Source organism: Streptomyces sp. NPDC050548 (assembly GCF_044457385.1).
Taxonomy (GTDB): Bacteria; Actinomycetota; Actinomycetes; order Streptomycetales; family Streptomycetaceae; genus Streptomyces.
This window is the reverse complement of sequence record NZ_JBITGV010000001.1, coordinates 1138171-1157073: the sequence shown is the minus strand read 5'-3', so window position 1 is coordinate 1157073 and position 18903 is coordinate 1138171. Positions and strand designations below refer to the sequence as shown.

The window sequence follows — 18903 nt, the reverse complement described above, 5'->3', positions numbered from 1 at the left end:
AGGGATCTTCACCAACATCCCAAGAAAAAATCACGAGATGTACAACCATTCCCCCGCCTCGCGAATCTGATCACCCGAGCCACCCGGTTCCATGATCTCGTTCACGTTCCACTGGGGGAACACATGCGCATACGTGCCACCGTCGTCGCCGTCTCCGGCGCCCTCGCCCTCTCCGCCCTCGCGGTCCCGGCCGCCCAGGCGGACGGCGGCTCGGGCGACACCAAAATCACCAAGGTGGTCGTCGACGGCGACAACACGGTCAGCGTGAGCGCCGCGAGCACCAAGAGCATCAAGGTCAGCGTGACGGCCACCGACAACTCGGGCATCGCGAGCGCCGACGAGTTCTCCCTGATCGGCCCCAACTACGGCTACCTCTCCACCGCCAAGCCCACCTGCGTGCAGGTCAACGCCACCACCTCGACCTGCTCCGCCACGGTCCTGGTCGACCCGAGGGTCGGCGACGTCTTCAACGACGAGGCCGGCACCTGGTACGTCGACGCGTGGGTCGACGCCAAGGACGGCGACTTCATCTGGAAGGAGAAGGCCGCCTCCTTCAAGCTCCAGCGCGCCTCCCAGCTGACCGCCAACGCCACTCCGGAGCCGGTCAAGAAGGGCAAGACCATCACGGTCACCGGCAAGCTGTCCCGCGCCAACTGGGAGACCCACAAGAACGCGGGCTACGCGAGCCAGCCGGTGAAGCTCCAGTTCCGCAAGAAGGGCGCCAGCACCTACACCACCGTCAAGACCATCAAGACCAGCTCGACCGGCACCCTGTCGACCACCGTCAAGGCGACCGTCGACGGCTACTTCCGCTACAGCTTCGCGGGCACCTCGACCACCCCGGCCGTCAACGCCGCCGGTGACTTCATCGACGTGAAGTAGTCCGGGCGGCGATGGCGGAGTCTCCGCACTTCACCACGGGTTCGTAATACCCGTACAAAGTCTCGATCCGTCGTACAACCATCCCCACCCGTCACGGATCAGATCTCGCGAGCCAACAGGCTCCGCCATCACTTGGGCCCCGGCGCCGACGACGAGCCGTACGGAACGACCACCGCGCAGGGGCCCCTTTCTCCACTTGGGGAACACATGCGCATACGCGCCACTGTGGCTGCCGTCTCCGGCGCCCTGGCCCTCTCCGTCTTCGCCGTACCCGCCGCCCACGCGGACGAGGTCCAGGGAGACACCACGATCTCGGGCGTCGTGGTCAACGGTGGGAAGGCGGTCGTCGTCGGCGCGACCGCGAAGAAGACCATCACCGTCAGCTTCACCGTGAAGGACGCCTCGGGCGTCGGCTGGGCGCAGGCCATCCTGTACCACGGCGCCGACATCGACTCCTCCGACACCGGAGCGGTCGCCACCAGCAGCAACCACCGCGCCACCTGCACCACGGTCAACGCCACGACGTCGACCTGCAAGTCGACCTTCAACCTGACGCCGAACACCGAAGTGTTCAACTTCGCGGCCGGCAGCTGGAAGGTCTGGGCGATCGCCACGGGCAAGGACAGCGACTACGTCCAGAAGGACAACGCGAAGACCTTCCAGGTCCAGCGCCTGTCGAAGCTCACGGCCGACGCCACCCCGGAGCCCGTGAAGAAGGGCAAGACCATCACGGTCACCGGCAAGCTGACCCGCGCGAACTGGGACGCCGGCACGTACTCCGGTTACTCGACCCAGCCGGTCAAGCTCCAGTTCCGCAAGAACGGCTCCAGCACCTACACCACGGTCAAGACCATCAAGACCAGCTCCACCGGCGCCCTGAAGACCACCGTCACGGCGTCCGTCGACGGCTACTTCCGCTACAGCTTCGCGGGTACGTCGACCACTCCGGCGGTCAACGCCACGGGTGACTTCGTCGACGTGCGGTAGCAGCGGGTCGTCGTTCGGCTGCGGGTGCGTGGGGGCTGGTCGCGCAGTTCCCCGCGCCCCTAAAAAAGCAGCGACCGCGCCCCTGAACAGGGGCGCGGTCGCTGCTTTTTTAGGCCGAACCCCGCCGATCCACCACCCGCCACACCCCCTCCAGCAAAACCCCCGCCACCCCCGCGATCCCCACCGCGACCCACGGCATGGTCACCCCCACCAGCTTCAACGCGAAGAAGTGCTGAAGCCACGGCACGATCAGCACCACCACGAACGCCGCCCCCATCGACGCCACCAGCGTGACCCGCCACCACGTGTACGGCCGGGCGATGATCGCCAGCACCCACATCGAGATCAGGAACAACGTCATCGTCGCCGCACTGGTCTCCGCCCCCAACGACCCCTTCCCCGTGTAGTAGTGACGGGCGATCAGATACGTCACGAACGTCGCCGCCCCGGCGATCACCCCACCCGGGATCGAGTACCGCATCACCCGCCGCACGAAGTGGGGCTGCGCACGCTCCGTGTTGGGCGCCAGTGCCAGGAAGAACGCGGGGACACCGATCGTCAGGGTCGACAGCAGCGTCAAGTGCCGTGGCAGGAAGGGATATTCGACCCGCCAGCACACCACCAGCACCGCCAGCAGCACCGAGTACACGGTCTTGACCAGGAACAGTGTCGCCACCCGGGTGATGTTCCCGATGACCCGTCGCCCCTCGGCGACGACCGAAGGCAGCGTCGCGAAGCTGTTGTTGAGCAGCACGATCTGCGCGACCGCCCGCGTGGCCTCGGACCCCGAGCCCATCGACACCCCGATGTCGGCGTCCTTGAGGGCGAGTACGTCGTTGACACCGTCCCCGGTCATCGCGACGGTGTGCCCGCGGGACTGCAACGCCCCCACCATGTCCCGCTTCTGCTGCGGAGTGACCCGCCCGAACACCGTGCCCTCGTCCAGGGAGTTCGCCATCTCCCCCTGATCCGAAGGCAGTTGACGGGCGTCCACGACCTGCCCGGTGAGCCCCAGCTTCCCGGCCACCGCGCCGACGGACACCGCGTTGTCCCCGGAGATGACCTTGGCGTGGACGTCCTGCTCGGCGAAGTAGCGCAGCGTCTCCGCCGCGTCGGGCCGCAACCGCTGCTCCAGGACGACCAGCGCGGTCGGCCGGGCGCCCCGCGCCACCTCGGGATCGTCCAGCTCGCCCGCGATCCGGGCCAGCAGCAGCACCCGTAGCCCCTGCTCGTTGAGCCGCCCGGTCTCGGCCAGCGCGGGATCATCCGCTCCCAGCAGCACATCCGGCGCCCCGAGCAGCCACGTGCTCGACTCCCCGTCGCCCTCGCTGAAGGACGCCCCGCTGTACTTGCGCGCCGACGAGAACGGCAGCGACTCGACGCACCGCCACTCCTCGCTGTCCGGATAGGCGGCGATGATCGCCTGCAACGACGCGTTCGGCCGCGGGTCCGACTCGCCCAGCGCGCCCAGGACTTTGCGTACGTACGCTTCGTCGGCCCCGCCGAGCGGACGCAGCTCGGTGACGTCCATGCCGCCCTCGGTGAGCGTGCCCGTCTTGTCGAGGCAGACCGTGTCGACGCGGGCGAGGCCCTCGATGGCCGGAAGCTCCTGGACGAGGCACTGTTTCCGGCCAAGCCGGATGACCCCGATCGCGAAGGCCACCGAGGTGAGCAGGACGAGCCCTTCCGGGACCATCGGCACGATCCCGCCGACCGTCCGCGCGACGGAGTCCTTGAACCCGTGCTGCTTGACGACGAGTTGGCTGATGACCAGGCCGATCGCGGTCGGGATCATCATCCACGTCACGTACTTGAGGATCGTGGAGATACCGGTGCGCAGCTCGGAGTGGACGAGCGTGAACCGCGAGGCCTCTTCGGCGAGTTGGGCCGCGTACGCCTCGCGCCCCACCTTCGTCGCCTCGAACGCGCCACCGCCGGCGACCACGAAACTCCCGGACATGACCGCGTCCCCCGGCCGCTTGACGACCGGGTCGGCCTCACCGGTGAGCAGCGACTCGTCGATCTCCAGCCCGTCCGCCTCGACGCACTCCCCGTCGACCACGACCTTGTCCCCGGGCCCGATCTCGATGAGGTCCCCGAGCACGATCTCCGACGTGCTGACCTCCACGGCGGCCCCGTCCCGCCGTACCGTCGGCTTCGCCTCGCCGATCACCGCGAGGGAGTCGAGGGTCTGCTTCGCCCGCCACTCCTGGATGATCCCGATCCCGGTGTTGGCGAGGATCACGTACCCGAACAGGCTGTCCTGCAACGGCGCGACGAACAGCATGATCAGCCAGAGCACACCGATGATCGCGTTGAACCGGGTGAAGACGTTGGCGCGCACGATCTCGCCGAGGGACCGACTGCTGCGCACCGGGACGTCGTTGACCTCCCCGCGCGCCACCCGTTCGGCGACCTCGGCCGTGCTGAGTCCATGCGCCCGCCGCGCCGGAACGGGCACGGGGTGCACAGGGTCGAGTTCGGCGCCCGCGTCGGTGTGCGTCATGCATTCGACGGTACGTGCGGATTTACGGCTTCACCCGCCGAGTGCCCGGAAGATCCGACCAGGGGAGGACGGCGGGCGGGGCGGGGTGATGCCTGGGGTGTAGGGAGCGCTCCTCACTCCGCAGCAGGGGAGGGCGTCTCCGTGGTGGCGGCGGCGCGCTTGAGGGCCGCGTCCCGCCCCCGGACGTACCAGATGCCGATCAGCCCGAGCCCGGCCCCGGCCAGGCAGGTCCACAGCCACCACAGATGACCGTGGTCGTCGAACCAGCCGTAGAAGGGGAGCTGTACCAGGAAGAGGACGAACCAGAGGATCGTGCCGCCGATGATGGTCGGGACGATCGGGCCCTCCAGGGGCTCCGGTGCCTCGTGTGTCGGTGTCCACTTCGCCATGCCCACAGCTTACGAGGCGACACAAGCGCCCGGATCCGCGCCTGATCCACGCCGGTCTACGCGCGGAGATAGCGCCTGACGTCTTCATATGTTCATACTGAAACGGTTTCCGTCTGTCCACTTCTGCTCGTAGGAACATCCAATGCAGACCGCCCTCGACCGCTACTTCAAGATCTCCGAACGGGGCAGCAGCCTCCCCCGCGAGATCCGGGGCGGGTTCGCCACCTTCTTCGCGATGGCGTACATCATCGTGCTCAACCCGATCATCCTCGGCAGCGCGAAGGACATGTACGGGCACCACCTCGACAACGGCCAGCTGGTCACCGCCACCGCCGTCACCGCCGCGTTCACCACCCTCCTCATGGGTGTCATCGGCAACGTCCCGATCGCGCTCGCCGCCGGACTCGGCGTGAACTCCGTGGTCGCCCTCCAGCTCGCGCCCCGCATGACGTGGCCGGACGCGATGGGCATGGTCGTCCTGGCCGGCCTGGTCGTGATGCTGCTGGTCGCCACCGGGCTGCGCGAGCGGGTCATGAACGCCGTGCCCTACGGCCTGCGCAAGGCGATCTCCATCGGTATCGGCCTGTTCATCATGCTGATCGGGCTCGTGGACTCCGGGTTCATCACCCGCATCCCGGACGCCGCCCAGACCACCGTCCCGCTCCAGCTCGGCGCCGACGGTCACCTCAACGGCTGGCCGGTGCTGATCTTCATCCTCGGCGTGCTGCTCACGCTCGGGCTGATCGTCCGCAAGGTGTCCGGCGCGATCCTGATCTCCATCGTCACGATGACCGTCCTCGCGGTGATCGTGAACGCGGTCGCGACGATCCCCTCCTGGGGCCTGACCACCCCGAAGTGGCCCGGAAACCCGGTCGCCACCCCCGACTTCGGCCTGATCGGCAAGTTCAGCCTGTTCGGCGGCTTCTCCAAGGTCGGCGTGCTGACCGGCGTCCTCTTCGTCTTCACGGTCCTGCTGTCGTGCTTCTTCGACGCGATGGGCACGATCATGGGCATCAGCGACGAGGCCAAGCTGACCGACGGCGAGGGCAACATGCCCGGCATCAACAAGGTGCTCTTCGTCGACGGCATCGCGGTCGCGGCCGGCGGCGCCAGCTCCTCGTCCGCCACCACCTGCTTCGTGGAGTCCACGGCCGGCGTCGGCGAGGGCGCCCGCACCGGCTTCGCGAACGTCGTCACGGGTGCCCTCTTCGCCGTAGCGCTGTTCCTCACGCCCATCGCCACGATGGTCCCCTCCCAGGCGGCCACCCCGGCCCTGCTCGCGGTGGGCTTCCTGATCCTGGCGGGCTCCGTCACGGAGATCGACTGGGCCGACTACACGATCGCGATCCCGGCCTTCATCACGATGGTGATGATGCCGTTCACCTACTCGATCACCAACGGCATCGGCATGGGCTTCATCACCTTCGTGGTGCTGCGCCTGGTGGCGGGCCGGGGCCGTGAGGTCCCGGTGCCGATGTACGTCGTGGCGGCGGTCTTCGGCTTCTACTACCTGATGCCGGCACTGGGTCTCACGTGACCCCGTTGACCCCGTAGAACTTGTCGGTCTCTTCCACGGCGGTCTGGAACCGCTCGTCGAAGTCGTCCCGGATGAGCGTCTGGACCACATAGTCCTGGACGCTCATTCCCCTTTTCGCCGCATGGTGCCGGAGCCGCTGAAGCAGCTCCCCGTCTATCCGCAGGCTGAGCACGCTGGTCCCCATGAAGACGAGGGTCCGGGGCGGTTCCGGGCGGTGGGTGACGTTCCGCGCCGGTATCACTCATATGGGTGACGCGATGTTTGCTGGGGGGTGCCCCCAGACCCCCAGGTTCAGTGGCCAGGGTCACGGGCATCTCGGCGTGTCGTGTGGGCGTCCGGTTGGTCTTTAGCGAGAGTAATGAGTTACGCTAAAGAACATGCCGGACCTTACCCATGGCGACGACGCTGCCGCTGTGAACTCCCTGCGGTCAGCCGTGATGCGGTTGTCCCGTCGACTCAAGCACCAGCGGGTCGACGAGTCACTGAGCCCCACCGAGATGTCGGTGCTGGGCACCCTGTCCAACTGCGGCAGCGCGACCCCGGGCGAGCTTGCTCGCAAGGAGCATGTGCAGCCGCCCTCGATGACCCGCATCGTGGCGCTGCTCGAAGCCAAGGGGCTGGTGCAGCTGGAGCCGCACCCCGAGGACCGGCGCCAGAAGGTCGTCACCAAGACCCCCCAGGCCGAGGCGATGCTCGAAGAGAGCCGCCGCAAGCGCAACGCGTTCCTGGCCGGCCTGGTCGACGGCCTCGACGAGGACGAGTGGGCGAAGATCGTCGCCGCCGCCCCCGTGCTGGAGAAACTCGCACACCTGTAGACCGCTCTATGTAGGAGGCGACCTTTTTGAGTTCGGGACCCGGAGCAGACTCCGCACCCGCGCCAGCCACCCCCGACTCCCTGTCCGCACCCCCGCGCAAGTCCTCGATGTTCAGCTCGCTGAGGATCCGGAACTACCGCCTGTTCTTCATCGGCCAGGTCGTCTCCAACACCGGCACCTGGATGCAGCGCATCGCCCAGGACTGGCTGGTCCTCAGCCTCACCGGCTCCTCCGCGGCCGTCGGCATCACGACCGCCCTCCAGTTCCTGCCGATGCTTCTCTTCGGGCTCTACGGCGGTGTCCTCGTCGACCGGCTGCCCAAGCGCCCCACCCTCCTCGTCACCCAGTCCGCGATGGCCCTCACCGGCCTCGCCCTCGCCGCCCTCACTCTCTCCGGTCACGTCCAGGTCTGGCACGTCTATGTCGCCGCCTTCGCCGTCGGACTCGCCACGGTCGTCGACAACCCGGCCCGCCAGTCCTTCGTCTCCGAGATGGTCGGCCCCGAGCAGCTGCAGAACGCGGTCAGCCTCAACTCGGCGAACTTCCAGTCCGCCCGGCTGGTCGGCCCCGCCGTCGCGGGCGTCCTGATCACCGGCGTCGGCACCGGCTGGGCGTTCCTCTTCAACGGCCTGTCGTTCGTGGCGCCCCTGGCGAGCCTGCTCCTCATGCGCAACCGCGACCTGAAGGCCGTGGCGAAGCGCGCCCCGCGCGGCAAGGGCCAGCTCCGCGAAGGCCTGCACTACGTCGCCGGCCGCCCCGACCTGATCTGGCCGATCGTCCTCGTCGGCTTCATCGGCACGTTCGGCTTCAACTTCCCGGTGTGGCTGTCGGCCTACGCCGACGACATCTTCCACGCCGGCGCCGGCGCCTACAGCCTCTTCAACACCCTGATGGCGGTCGGCTCCCTGATCGGCGCCCTGCTCGCCGCCCGCCGCGGCACCACCCGCCTCCGCGTCCTGATCGCGGCGGCGGCGGCCTTCGGCCTGCTGGAGATCGTGGCCGCGGTGGCCCCCTCCTACTGGCTGTTCGCGCTGCTCATGGTCCCGATCGGCATCGCGGGCCTGACGGTCAACGTCACGGCCAACACCGCCGTCCAGATGGGCACCGACCCGGCCATGCGCGGCCGGGTCATGGCCCTGTTCATGATGGTCTTCATGGGCGGTACGCCGGTGGGCGCACCGATCGTCGGCTGGATCACGGACGCCTACGGCCCCCGGGTGAGCTTCGCCCTCGGCGGTGCCGTCGCGGCCCTGGCCGCCGCCACGATCGGCGTGATCCTGGCCCGCATCGGCGATCTGCGCCTGTCGTTCGACTGGAACCACGGCCACCCGAGCGTGGCCTTCGTCCCGAGACAGCGGGAGCAACTGACCGCGGCGGCATGACACTCGGGGCAGGTGCTACACCCTCCGGGCCAGCACCTGCCCCGGCCAGTCGTCCTCCCCGACGACGATGGCCTCCGTCGCCGTGAACCCGTTGGCCTCGTAGTAGGCGACGAGCTTGCGGTCGTCCCCCGCGTAACAGTCCACCCGCAGCAGCGAGATCCCGGCCGCCCGCGTCACCTCCGCCGCGTGCGCGAGCAGCACGCTGCCGACGCCGTACCCCTTGAACCGGCGGCCGGAGGCGAGGAGATGCACATACCGCTCGGGCTCGTCGACGGCTTCGACGTACGACCCCGGGGAGTCGGTGAGGGTGAGCGTGCCGGCGGGGACCCCGTCGACCTCGGCGATGTACGGGCTGCCGGTCGCCACATACTTCTCCACCATCGCCACGGCCTTCGGATTCTCCGACCACGGCGTACTGCCCCACTGCCCGGTCCGCCCCTGCGCCACGAGCCACGCCACGGCGCTGTCGAACATGCCGAGTATCGCGGGAATGTCGTCGGGACCGCCGTCCCTGATGCTGATAGCCATGCGTTCATGGTGGCAGGCTGAGGCTCATGAGACTCTTCGCCGCCGTGCTGCCACCGGAGCACATCGCCGCCGAACTCGCCTCGCGGGTCGAGGAGTTGAGGCGCCTGCCGGGCGCGGACGCGCTCCGCTGGACCGGCCGCCCGGGGTGGCACTTCACGCTCGCGTTCTACGGCGAGGTCGACGAGGACGCCGTACCGGAACTGTCGGCCGCACTGGAGCGGACCGCGCGCCGGAGCGAACCGTTCGGTCTCGCGGTGTGCGGCGGTGGACAGTTCGGGGAGGGGCGGGCGCTGTGGGCGGGGGCGGCCGGGGATCTCGCCGCGCTGCGCCTGCTGGCGGAGCGGTGCGAGGAGGCCGCGGCGGGGGAGCACCGGCGCTATCGCGCCCACCTGACGCTGGCGCGGAGCCGGGAGGCGGTGGACGTACGGCCGTATCTCGACCGGCTCGACGAGTTCGCGGGGCGGACGTGGACGGTGGACGAGCTGGTGCTCGTGCGCAGCGACCTGCCGAGGTCGGGGGTTGCGGGGGAGCGGCCGCGGTACGAGGCGGTCGCCCGCTGGGGGCTGGGGGCGGGCGGTTAGGCTCGGGTACGTGGACCCGAAATTCCGGAACCGGATCATGGCCGGTGTGCTTGTGCTGTTGTTCGTTGTCGTCGGGCTTGCGGCGGCGCTCGGCAAGTGAGGGCTGGGGAACTGCGGGTCGCATTTCGGCTGCGGGCCGAGTGTGGCTGGTCGCGCAGTTCCCCGCGCCCCTAAAAGGGGCGTTTGTCCTCATGGTGTTGCTACCAGGCGAAGGCCTCCGGGGACGGGCCCGGGCCCGGGAAGATCTCGTCGAGCGAGGTCAGGATCTCCTCGGTCAGTTCCAGCTCTACGGCCCTCAGCGCGGACTCCAGTTGCTCCGCCGTGCGCGGGCCGACGATCGGGCCGGTGACGCCGGGGCGGGTCAGGAGCCAGGCCAGGGCGGCCTCGCCGGGCTCGATGCCGTGCTTGTCGAGGAGGTCCTCGTAGGCCTGGATCTCGTCGAGCCTGAGTCGAACCGGCGGTGTCTTGTCCTGCCGGAGTGCCGTGTTCAGAAGGGCATCGGAGACAAGTTCTGCGAAGAGCACCGCGTGTATCCGGCGAGGCGCTGGCGCCCGTAGGGCCGACACGTGCGACGTGCGGGCGGTTCGAGCGAGATGCACGCAGTACGTGTCGATCGCGGGTGCTGCTGCACGCAAGACGTGTCGCAGCACGCTTCTGACCTGGTAGTTCGTGCTGTCCTTCTCTATCTCTCTGGAGGCAGCGGCGCGAGCAGAAGGAAGGGAAGCGGAGGGCGCCAGGGACAAGGACAGGGCGGCCCCTGGCGGGACCGACAGAGCGAAGCCTTTAGGGCCTGGTTCATGGCCCCGGTTGGGGCGTCGAGTACGACGGTACGAGGCGGCGTGGCTGAACGTCTATGCGGTCACGTGACCATGCGCGTTGTCGCATAAACCTGGCCCTCAAGGTACCGCTTGCCTTGAGCGGGCTCGAAGGCGTTGGCTTGGGGGCATGGAGTACACGCAGCTCGGACGCACGGGACTCAAGGTCAGTCGGCTGGTGCTCGGCACCATGAACTTCGGACCTCAGACTGACGAACCCACCAGTCACGCGATCTTGGACTCGGCGCTGGATGCCGGGGTGAATTTCGTGGACACCGCCAACGTGTACGGCTGGGGCGAGAACAAGGGCCGCACCGAAGAGATCATCGGCAACTGGTTCGCCAAGGGCGGCGGGCGCCGTGACAAGACCGTCCTCGCCACCAAGGTGTACGGCAACATGGCCGGCGACGGCCCCTCCTGGCCCAACCACGACAAGCTCTCCGCGCTGAACATCCGGCGAGCCGTCGACGCCAGCCTGAAGCGGCTGCAGACCGACTGCATCGACGTCTACCAGTTCCACCACGTCGACCGCGACACCCCGTTCGAGGAGATCTGGCAGGCGATCGACACCCTCATTCAGCAGGGAAAGATCCTGTACGTCGGCTCCTCCAACTTCCCCGGCTACAAGATCGCCCAGGCCAACGAGGTCGCCGCCCGGCGCGGCGGCACCATCGGGCTCGTCAGCGAGCAGTGCCTCTACAACCTCGCCGAGCGCCGCGCCGAGATGGAGGTCATCCCGGCCGCGCAGGAGTACGGCCTCGGGGTCATCCCCTGGTCTCCGCTCCAGGGCGGTCTCCTCGGCGGTGTCATCAGGAAGCAGGTGGAGGGCGGTCGCCGCGCCTCCGGCCGCGCCGCCGACTCGCTCAAGGACCCCGCCGTACGCGCGCAGATCCAGTCGTACGAGGACCTGCTCGACAAGCACGGCATCGAGCCCGGCGAGGCGGCTCTCGCCTGGCTGCTCACCCGTCCCGGCGTGACGGGCCCGATCGTCGGCCCGCGCACCGCCGAGCAGCTCGACTCCGCGCTGCGAGCGGTGGAGCTGGAGCTGAGCGAGGAGCTGCTGACATCCCTGGACGAGATCTTCCCGGGTCCGGGTCCGTCCCCGGAGGCCTTCGCCTGGTAATCGGCAGGCGCTCCGAGCCCGTGACCGCCGCTCCTCCACAGGGGCGGCGGTCGCTGTACATCTCGATGTATCAAAATGTCTACTTGGCGGCGTCGAAGAAGTTGATATCGGCGTCCAGCGCCGCGTCCATGATCGCGTGACTGTCGGCCTCGTCGGTCTGCGGACCGAAGTTCATCGTCCCGAGGACGAGCCGGCTGACCTTGAGACCTGTGCGTCCGAGCTGCGTGTACTTCATGAGTACTTAGCCAACGGCTTCGAGTGCGCTCGATGCAAGGGGGGTCAGTCGCGGGGGAACTCGTCGGTGGTGAGGGTGAGGCCGACCACGGTGCCGGTGAGATCCATGTCGTCCCCGAACGCCACCTTCGTCTCGGTCGCGTAGTCGTCGCCCTTGGGGTGGGTGTAGATGTGGCAGCGGCCCTGGTAGGGGTCGGCGATGACGTAGACCGGGACCTCGGCGAGGGCGTACGCGGCCTTCTTCGGGCCGTAGTCGTTGACGGCGGTGCCCTTGGAGATGACCTCGGCGACGAACTCGACGTCCTGGTGGCGCCAGCCCCCGCCCTCCGTCTTCTCGGCACCCTCGGTCATCACCGTCACGTCGGTCGCGAATCCGTTGAGGTGACCCGGGTAGTCGATACGGACGTCGGACTTCACGCTCTTCCGGGGGTACTTGGTCCGCAACTGCTCGACGATATCCAGGATGATCTCCCAGTGGGTGTCCCGCTGTGGCGACATGAAGACGGTCCCCTCGACGATCTCGACCTTGTATCCCTCGGGGGCGGGCATCTTCTCGATCCGCTCGAACCACTCGTCGAGCGTGATCTCCTCGTCGCTCTTGGCCATCGCGATCCTGTCTTCGAGGACGGTCATCCTGGCGCTCCTCCCCGGCCGCCCTCCGCACGAGTGCGGCCGCGCTGTACAACGATACGTACGGTGACCGGGATGCGTAGTGATCACGCCGATGACCGCCGGTTGTCGGTCGGCCTACCTGCGCCTGCGGGAGGACCGATGCGAGGACCGGTGGAAGGGCCCCGCGTCGGCCACCGGTTCCGACCCGCCGTACTCCCCGTACTCCTCGTACTCCCCGCCCACCCCCCACGCCTGGTGCATCGCCCCCGCGAACGCCCCCGCGATCCGGTGCTCGCCGGACGCGTTCGGGTGGGTGCCGTCGTAGGTGTCGTGGTCGACGTCGTACGACTCCGGGAGGGAGGCCAGGAGGATCGGGGAACGTGGGTCGTCCAGGTCGGCGACCGCCTTCGCCTGGAGTTCGTTGAAGAGGGCGACCTCGGCGGCGAAGGGGGCGTCCGTCCGGGCGCGGACGTTCGGGATGACCGGGAGGAAGACCATGCGGACGGAGGGCTTCGCGGCGCGGGCCTCCGCCACGAAGGACCGTAGGTTGTCGGCCGTCTGGGTCGCGTTCGTGTAGAAGCCCAGGTCGATCAGGCCGAGGGAGACCAGCAGCACGTCCGCCCGGTGCGCGCGGACCGCCTCGCCGATGAGCGGGGCCATGTGCAGCCAGCCCTCGCCCCACCCGGCGAGGTGGAAGTGCGGGAAGTCCGGGTCGGCGTACTCGTACGAGGTCGGCGTGTCCGTCGCCTTGTCGTACAGCGTCTCGCGCGGGCCGACCATGGCGAACGGGCCGCCGTAGGTCGCGCGCAGGTGCTGCCAGATCCGGTAGCGCCATGTGTGTTCGCCCGCGCTCCCGATCGTCATGGAGTCGCCTACGGGCATGAACCTGAGCATCCGCTCATGATGGACGATCAGTGGCCGATCGCCGGAGCCGGTGGGGTGTGAGGCCTGCCACGATGGCAGGCTTGGGGCATGCGTCGCTTCCTCGCGTTCCTCGGCGCCGGCTTCCTCGTCGGCGCGCTCGCCCTGCCCGCAGCCGCAGCACCCTCCGACGACGGTGACGGCAAGGGCGACAAGGGGTTCACGATCACCGACTCCCGCATCACCGAGTCCAGCGGCCTCGCCGCCTCGCACCTCCACCCCGGCATCTACTGGACGCACAACGACAGCAATGACGGCCCGTACATCTACGCCGTCGACAGCAGCACCGGCAAGACGGTCGCGACCGTCACCTTCAGCGGTGTCGGCAAGCCGCGTGACGTCGAGGCGATCTCCATCGGACCGGACAACCAGATCTACGTCGGCGACATCGGCGACAACCTCGACGGGACCTGGCCCTACGTCTGGATCTACAAGCTGCCCGAGCCGAAGGTCCTCAAGGACCAGACGATCAAGGCCACGCAGTACGTCGTGAAGTACTCGGACGGGGCCCGCAACGCCGAGTCGCTGGTCGTGCACCCCAAGACCGGGCGCGTCTACATCATCGACAAGAAGGAGGACGGCGGGCATCTCTTCGAGGGCCCGGCCAAGCTCTCCTCCTCCGGCACCAACTACTTCAAGCCGATCGCCTCCGTCGACCTCTGGGCCACCGACGCCGCCTTCTCGCCCAACGGCCGACAGCTCGCCGTACGCGGCTACTTCGGCGGTATCTACTACGACTGGAACGGCGGCAAGATCAAGCGCAAGGGTCGCCTCGACGTGCCCTTGCAGGGGCAGGGCGAGTCCGTCAGCTACTCCGCCGACGGCACCAAGCTGATGTACGGCAGCGAGGGCACCGACAGCCCGGTGCAGGCGGAGGACGCGCCGGACGGTGCCACGTCCGCCTCCAAGTCACCCTCGGAGGGCGGGAGTTCGGCGAGCGGCGACGACAGCGGCAGCGGCTCGGGGAAGAACCTGAAGGTGGGCGCCGTCGCCGTCCTGATCGTCTTCGGAGCCGTGATCGGGCTACGACGGCTGACCCGCCGCACCTGAGGCCGCGACGCTACTCCGCCGCCCGCTCGCCGGGCGCCGCCTCCACCGGCCGCACCTCGTAGTGCATCGTCCGCGTCCGCATGAGCCGGTGGGTGAGCGGTACGAGCAGGCCCTGCAGGACGGGGTACTTGCGCCGCAGCAGCCGTGCCGCGTGCTTCTCCTCCGGGCTGCCGTGGTCCAGCAGACGGGTGCGCGCGTGGATCTCCGGGCCGGTGGGCCTGCCGCGGACGGTGGCGGGGGCCAGCTCCACCTCCGGGCGGTTGCGGAGCCGTTTCACCTTCCAGGCCGTGCCCGGTGTGCGGAAGTACGCGTGGTCGCCCTCGACGGCGATGCTCACCGGGGTGCCGACGCCCGTGCCGTCCTTCCTGTGTGTCGTGAGGAGGACCGCGTACTGCTTGACGAAGGGGACGAATTCCGGTTGCGAAGTCGGATTGGCCATACCTCCATGGAGCCACCGGCCGCCCCGCTTGTCACGTCCCGCGACGCAGCTCGACGAGGACCTCAAGACCGTCCAGGATGCGGCCGAGCCCGAACTCGAAGTGGTCGAAGCCGGCGGTGAAGGTGTCGGGGGAGAGGGACGCGAGGGTCGGGTAGGCGCCGGTCGCCATGGCCTTCTCCAGGGCCGGGACCTGGGCGCCGTAGAACTCCGCGTCGGTCAGGCCGGTGGAGCGGGCCGCCTCCTCCTGGTGGACCTGGGTGCGGGCGGCGCCGACGACATAGCCGTCGATCATGACGACCGTCGAGACGAGTTCCGGGTCGGTCAGGCCCATCGGGCGGATGCGGCCGAGCAGGTGCTCCAGGGTGGCGAGGGCGCGCGGGCCGAGCAGCGGGCGGGACTGGTTGACGCGCAGCAGCCATGGGTGGCGGCGGTGCACGGCGAGTGCGTCGCGGGCCGCGCCTTCCAGGGCCGCCCGCCAACCGGCGTCGCCGGCTCGGGTGTTGGGGCGGTCCGGGAAGCGGACCCGGTCCAGCATCAGGTCGAGGAGTTCGGCCTTCCCCGGGACGTACCGGTACAACGACATGGCGCCCGTGCCCAGTTCGGTGGCCACCCGCCGCATGGAGACCGCGTCGAGCCCCTCCCCGTCCGCGATGCGGATGGCCGCGTCCACGATCCGGTCGACGCTCAGGCCCGGCTTCGGGCCGCGGCTGGGGCGGGGGCCGGTGTCCCACAGCAGTTCGAGGGTGCGGCCGATGTCACCGCTGCCGCTGGATTCCTGACCGCCGCTCGCGGGCCTGCTCGTCATGGGGGGAGTCTAGGTCCGGGACCAAAACCGAGTACACCGTACGCGTAATCGGATACGGTGCACTCAGTTCGGGAGGGAGGGAACCATGAGCAGCCACGGATACGTCGTGGAGGCCGAGGCGCTGGAGAAGCGCTACGGCGACAAGCGCGCCCTCGATGGCTTCGACCTCGCCGTCCGCGAGGGCACCGTGCACGGCCTGCTCGGCCCGAACGGCGCCGGCAAGACCACCGCCGTACGCATCCTCTCCACGCTCGTCCGGCTCGACGGCGGCAAGGCGACCGTCGCCGGACTCGACGTGGCCCGGGAGCCGCGCCAGGTGCGTTCGCGCATCGGACTCACCGGCCAGTACGCGGCGATCGACGAGATCCTCACCGGCCGGCAGAACCTGGAGATGTTCGGCCGCCTCTTCCATCTCGGGCGCAGACGCGCCAAGTTGAGGGCGACCCAACTCCTGCGCCAGTTCGACCTGGAGGCCGCCGCCGACAAGGGCGCGGGCGGCTACAGCGGTGGCATGCGCCGCCGCCTGGACCTGGCGGCATCGATGATCCTGGCCCCGGCCGTCCTCTTCCTCGACGAACCGACCACCGGCCTCGACCCACGCAGCCGGGGCGAAGTCTGGGAAGCGGTGCGGGAGTTGGTGGCGGACGGCACCACGGTCCTCCTCACCACCCAGTACCTGGAGGAGGCCGACCGGCTCGCCTCCCGCATCACCGTCATCGACCAGGGCCGGGCCATCGCCGACGACACCCTCGACGGCCTCAAGAACCGCGTCGGCGGTGACCGCGTCGAGGTCGTGGTCCGCGAACCCGCCCACATCCCCTACGCGTTGCAGGCCGTCGCCCGGGTCGCCCACGGCGGCGAACCGGAGGCGGACATCGCGGAGTTGCGCGTCCACGCGCCCGTCGCCGACCGGGTGGGCTCCCTCACCGAAGTGGCCCGGTTCCTCCAGCACTACGGCATCCCGGTCGAGGACATCGGCCTGCGCCGCCCCAGCCTGGACGACGTGTTCCTCCGGCTGACGGGCCGCCGTACCGAAGAAGAACCCGCGCCGGAACCGGAACCTGAGACCGAGGGGGCGGCGGTATGAGCAGCGGTGTGTCGACGGCGTCCGACGGCACCGGACGGACGTACCGCAGACGCCCCCAGCACGGCCGCCTCTTCTGGACGGTCGCCGACTGCTGGAACGTGGTGCGGCGCGGACTGACCCACTACCGGCGCCAACCGGTCAGCATCCTCTGGCAGTTGGGCTTCCCGATCCTGTCCGTGCTGCTGTACGGGTACGTCTTCGGCAAGGCCATCCAGGTGCCGGGCGGCGGCGACTACAAGGCGTTCCTGATGCCGGGGATGTTCGTGATGACCGTCGCCATGGGCTTCGTCTCCACGGCGACGATCTTCGTCAACGACTCCAAGAAGGGCGTCATCGACCGGTTCCGCTCCATGCCGATGGCGCCGTCCGCGGTGGTCGCGGGCCGGGGCGCGACCGATCTCATCGTCTCCTGCGCCGAGTTGGGCATCATGATGGCCACGGCGTACGGCATGGGCTGGCGCCCGGAGTTCGGCACGGGGCCCCACCTGGGCACCGGCCTCGGCATCGACATCGGCCTCGGCCTGGACTTCGTGAAGGCGGTGGCCCTGCTCCTGGCGCTCCGCTTCGCGCTGATTTGGGTGGGTGTGTGGCTGGGGTTGCTGCTCCCGGGCCCGGAACAGGTGGGCGGCCTGTTCGCGATCGTCTTCCCCCTGACGATGATCTCCAGCATCTACGTCTCCCCGACCCAGATGCCCCACTGGCTCGGCCAGGCCGCGCTCTGGAACCCCCTCTCGTCCACGGCGGGCGCCGCGCGAGCGCTGTTCGGCGCCCCGACGGGGCAGGGCACGTCCTGGCCGGAGCAGCACGCGCTGCTGCTGGCGGGGGCGTGGCCGGCGGCGCTGACGCTGCTCTTCCTGCCGCTGGCGGTGCGGAGGTTCCGCAGGCTGAGCCGGTAGCTGTTCGCCAGGGAGGACGGTCGGCTCAACCGGCCAAGGGGCACGGCAGGTTGGGCCTGGCGCGGTTCGGTGTGCAGGTGACGAGGGCGAGGGACAGGTAGGTCGGCCGTTCGAGATAGAAGCCGTACGGCGAATCGTCACCTGAGCCCAGCCGTGCGGTGGCGGAGGCGACGAGGGTGGCGAGGTGGGTGGCGTCGCGATGCGCGTCGTTCGCGAACCGGGGCTGATACACGACGAGTTGATCACCGAGCCAGGCTGCCGCGTCGGCCGGGGCCGCCCATGTTCCGCGTACCAGCGAGGGCGGTTCGATCAGTCAGTACGAGGTTTCCAGCGGGGGCAGATCGATGGTGGGGAACTCTGCGGCCACTTCGCGGTAGCGCTGGATCAACTCAGGGCGGCTGCCGGATGGGGGTGGCTCGGGGTGGGGCGGGCGGCGTGGACCCGCAGGTGCTCGCGCTGCTGGTGATAGGCCCAGTAGGCCGGGAAGTCGCCGTTGCTGACGGCCGCCCGCAGCTTGAGGACCGCTGGATCCGTGACGTTCGGCCCTGTCCGGTCACGGGCTTGGCCCCTACGCTGTTTGGAGGGGTGGGCGCGGGACTGCGCGGAGGTCGTGGGTGTCCTTTTTCGCCGCGTCAGGGAACCGGAAGTACGCCCCTCATGCCTGAGGAGATGCCATGAGAGTTCTCGTCGCCTACGCCACCCGCCACGGTGCCACCGCCGGGATCGCCGAACGGATCGCGGCTGCCCTCACACGGGCGGGCCTGTCCGCCGAGGCCCGACCAGTCGAGGACGTCAGGGACATCGAACCCTACGACGCGGTCGTCCTTGGCGGCGCGGCATACATGTTCCACTGGCTCAAGCCGGCTGTGACGTTCTGCCGGCGGCATGGCACGCAGCTCGCGGCGCGGCCGGTGTGGCTGTTCAGCAGCGGCCCGCTCGGCACCGACCCGGTGGACAAGGACGGAAACAACGTCCTTGAAACCTGTCGGCCGAAGGAGTTCGACGAGCTCACGAAGCTGTTGCACCCTCGGGGTGAGCAGGTCTTCCACGGCGCCTACAACCCGGACGCACCGCCGATCGGTCTGGGCGAGCGACTTGTACATCACCTGCCGGCCGCACGGGAGGCTTTGCAGGCCGGCGACTTCCGTGACTGGCCGGCCATCGAGGCCTGGGCAGCACAGATCGCCGCTGAGCTGGAGACCGGTCAGCCGCGGACAGCGATCTGACGGCTTTCGGGAACGCCTTCTCCGCCGGGTGTAGTTCGTTTTGAGGGGTCGGGTGACGTGGGATTTCGTCTTCGGAGAGTCCGGTAAG

General features: G+C 69.0%; 19 protein-coding genes and 3 pseudogenes. 11 read left to right on the top strand and 11 right to left on the bottom strand.

Annotated elements, in window-relative coordinates; translation table 11 throughout:
• The first annotated feature begins 123 nt into the window (after positions 1 to 123).
• Positions 124 to 882: a calcium-binding protein gene (locus tag ACIBJH_RS05445; RefSeq protein WP_399115485.1), complete on the top strand. Its 759-nt coding sequence runs from the start codon at positions 124 to 126 to the stop codon at positions 880 to 882.
• A gap of 207 nt (positions 883 to 1089) precedes the next feature.
• On the top strand, positions 1090 to 1869 hold the full coding sequence (locus tag ACIBJH_RS05440) for a calcium-binding protein (RefSeq protein ID WP_399115484.1): 780 nt from the start codon (positions 1090 to 1092) through the stop codon (positions 1867 to 1869).
• Between the two features lie 109 nt (positions 1870 to 1978).
• On the opposite strand, the gene ACIBJH_RS05435 is transcribed toward ACIBJH_RS05440, so the two are convergent.
• A complete protein-coding gene (locus tag ACIBJH_RS05435; RefSeq protein ID WP_399115483.1) occupies positions 1979 to 4375 on the bottom strand; it encodes an HAD-IC family P-type ATPase in 2397 nt (798 codons plus the stop codon).
• Between the two features lie 113 nt (positions 4376 to 4488).
• The gene (locus ACIBJH_RS05430; protein WP_399115482.1) at positions 4489 to 4764 is read right to left on the bottom strand and encodes a DUF2530 domain-containing protein; all 276 of its coding nucleotides are present in this window, start codon (positions 4762 to 4764) and stop codon (positions 4489 to 4491) included.
• Positions 4765 to 4906: 142 nt separating this feature from the next.
• On the opposite strand from ACIBJH_RS05430, the gene ACIBJH_RS05425 reads away from it, so the two are divergent.
• Positions 4907 to 6301: an NCS2 family permease gene (locus ACIBJH_RS05425; RefSeq protein WP_399115481.1), complete on the top strand. Its 1395-nt coding sequence runs from the start codon at positions 4907 to 4909 to the stop codon at positions 6299 to 6301.
• Here the strand turns inward: ACIBJH_RS05425 and ACIBJH_RS05420 are convergent.
• Entirely contained in the window at positions 6294 to 6485 is a 192-nt protein-coding gene (locus tag ACIBJH_RS05420; protein ID WP_399115480.1) for a ribbon-helix-helix protein, CopG family, read from the bottom strand. The two genes, ACIBJH_RS05425 and ACIBJH_RS05420, sit on opposite strands and share 8 nt — an antisense overlap.
• Positions 6486 to 6678: 193 nt before the next feature.
• On the opposite strand from ACIBJH_RS05420, the gene ACIBJH_RS05415 reads away from it, so the two are divergent.
• Entirely contained in the window at positions 6679 to 7116 is a 438-nt protein-coding gene (locus ACIBJH_RS05415; RefSeq protein ID WP_019072529.1) for a MarR family winged helix-turn-helix transcriptional regulator, read from the top strand.
• Positions 7117 to 7142: 26 nt separating this feature from the next.
• Positions 7143 to 8498 (top strand): MFS transporter, encoded by a 1356-nt coding sequence (locus ACIBJH_RS05410; RefSeq protein WP_399115479.1) that lies wholly within the window; start codon positions 7143 to 7145, stop codon positions 8496 to 8498.
• Positions 8499 to 8513: 15 nt separating this feature from the next.
• On the opposite strand, the gene ACIBJH_RS05405 is transcribed toward ACIBJH_RS05410, so the two are convergent.
• Positions 8514 to 9026, bottom strand: coding sequence for a GNAT family N-acetyltransferase (locus ACIBJH_RS05405; protein WP_399115478.1), 513 nt, complete (start codon positions 9024 to 9026; stop codon positions 8514 to 8516).
• Positions 9027 to 9052: 26 nt separating this feature from the next.
• Here ACIBJH_RS05405 and thpR point away from each other — a divergent pair, with 26 nt between their 5' ends.
• Complete coding sequence (gene thpR, locus ACIBJH_RS05400; protein WP_399115477.1) at positions 9053 to 9607, top strand: RNA 2',3'-cyclic phosphodiesterase; 555 nt, start codon at positions 9053 to 9055, stop codon at positions 9605 to 9607.
• Between the two features lie 200 nt (positions 9608 to 9807).
• On the opposite strand, the pseudogene ACIBJH_RS05395 reads toward thpR, so the two are convergent.
• Positions 9808 to 10107: pseudogene (locus tag ACIBJH_RS05395) on the bottom strand (aldo/keto reductase); the annotation flags it as partial.
• 445 nt (positions 10108 to 10552) lie between these two features.
• On the opposite strand from ACIBJH_RS05395, the gene ACIBJH_RS05390 reads away from it, so the two are divergent.
• Positions 10553 to 11545: an aldo/keto reductase gene (locus ACIBJH_RS05390; protein WP_399115476.1), complete on the top strand. Its 993-nt coding sequence runs from the start codon at positions 10553 to 10555 to the stop codon at positions 11543 to 11545.
• Between the two features lie 85 nt (positions 11546 to 11630).
• On the opposite strand, the pseudogene ACIBJH_RS05385 reads toward ACIBJH_RS05390, so the two are convergent.
• The 3 genes and pseudogenes from ACIBJH_RS05385 to ACIBJH_RS05375 all read right to left on the bottom strand — a co-directional run.
• Positions 11631 to 11780 (bottom strand): annotated as a pseudogene (locus ACIBJH_RS05385) (aldo/keto reductase); the annotation flags it as partial.
• Positions 11781 to 11824: 44 nt separating this feature from the next.
• On the bottom strand, positions 11825 to 12412 hold the full coding sequence (locus ACIBJH_RS05380) for a Uma2 family endonuclease (protein WP_399115475.1): 588 nt from the start codon (positions 12410 to 12412) through the stop codon (positions 11825 to 11827).
• A gap of 114 nt (positions 12413 to 12526) precedes the next feature.
• Positions 12527 to 13285, bottom strand: coding sequence for an SGNH/GDSL hydrolase family protein (locus tag ACIBJH_RS05375; protein ID WP_399115474.1), 759 nt, complete (start codon positions 13283 to 13285; stop codon positions 12527 to 12529).
• Positions 13286 to 13363: 78 nt separating this feature from the next.
• On the opposite strand from ACIBJH_RS05375, the gene ACIBJH_RS05370 reads away from it, so the two are divergent.
• Entirely contained in the window at positions 13364 to 14362 is a 999-nt protein-coding gene (locus ACIBJH_RS05370) for a WD40 repeat domain-containing protein (RefSeq protein ID WP_399115473.1), read from the top strand.
• A gap of 10 nt (positions 14363 to 14372) precedes the next feature.
• Here ACIBJH_RS05370 and ACIBJH_RS05365 read toward each other — a convergent pair whose 3' ends face one another.
• Positions 14373 to 14801: a PPOX class F420-dependent oxidoreductase gene (locus ACIBJH_RS05365; RefSeq protein ID WP_399115472.1), complete on the bottom strand. Its 429-nt coding sequence runs from the start codon at positions 14799 to 14801 to the stop codon at positions 14373 to 14375.
• Positions 14802 to 14832: 31 nt separating this feature from the next.
• Positions 14833 to 15606: a TetR/AcrR family transcriptional regulator gene (locus ACIBJH_RS05360; RefSeq protein WP_399115471.1), complete on the bottom strand. Its 774-nt coding sequence runs from the start codon at positions 15604 to 15606 to the stop codon at positions 14833 to 14835.
• A gap of 85 nt (positions 15607 to 15691) precedes the next feature.
• Between ACIBJH_RS05360 and ACIBJH_RS05355 the strand changes: the two genes are divergently transcribed.
• Positions 15692 to 16693, top strand: coding sequence for an ATP-binding cassette domain-containing protein (locus ACIBJH_RS05355; RefSeq protein WP_399115470.1), 1002 nt, complete (start codon positions 15692 to 15694; stop codon positions 16691 to 16693).
• Positions 16690 to 17589 (top strand): ABC transporter permease, encoded by a 900-nt coding sequence (locus ACIBJH_RS05350; protein ID WP_399115469.1) that lies wholly within the window; start codon positions 16690 to 16692, stop codon positions 17587 to 17589. The genes ACIBJH_RS05355 and ACIBJH_RS05350 overlap by 4 nt, the downstream gene beginning before the upstream one ends.
• Positions 17590 to 17614: 25 nt before the next feature.
• Here the strand turns inward: ACIBJH_RS05350 and ACIBJH_RS05345 are convergent.
• A pseudogene (locus ACIBJH_RS05345) lies at positions 17615 to 18064 on the bottom strand (hypothetical protein).
• A 199-nt stretch (positions 18065 to 18263) separates the two neighbouring features.
• On the opposite strand from ACIBJH_RS05345, the gene ACIBJH_RS05340 reads away from it, so the two are divergent.
• A complete protein-coding gene (locus ACIBJH_RS05340; protein ID WP_399115468.1) occupies positions 18264 to 18815 on the top strand; it encodes a flavodoxin domain-containing protein in 552 nt (183 codons plus the stop codon).
• Positions 18816 to 18903 lie beyond the last annotated feature (88 nt).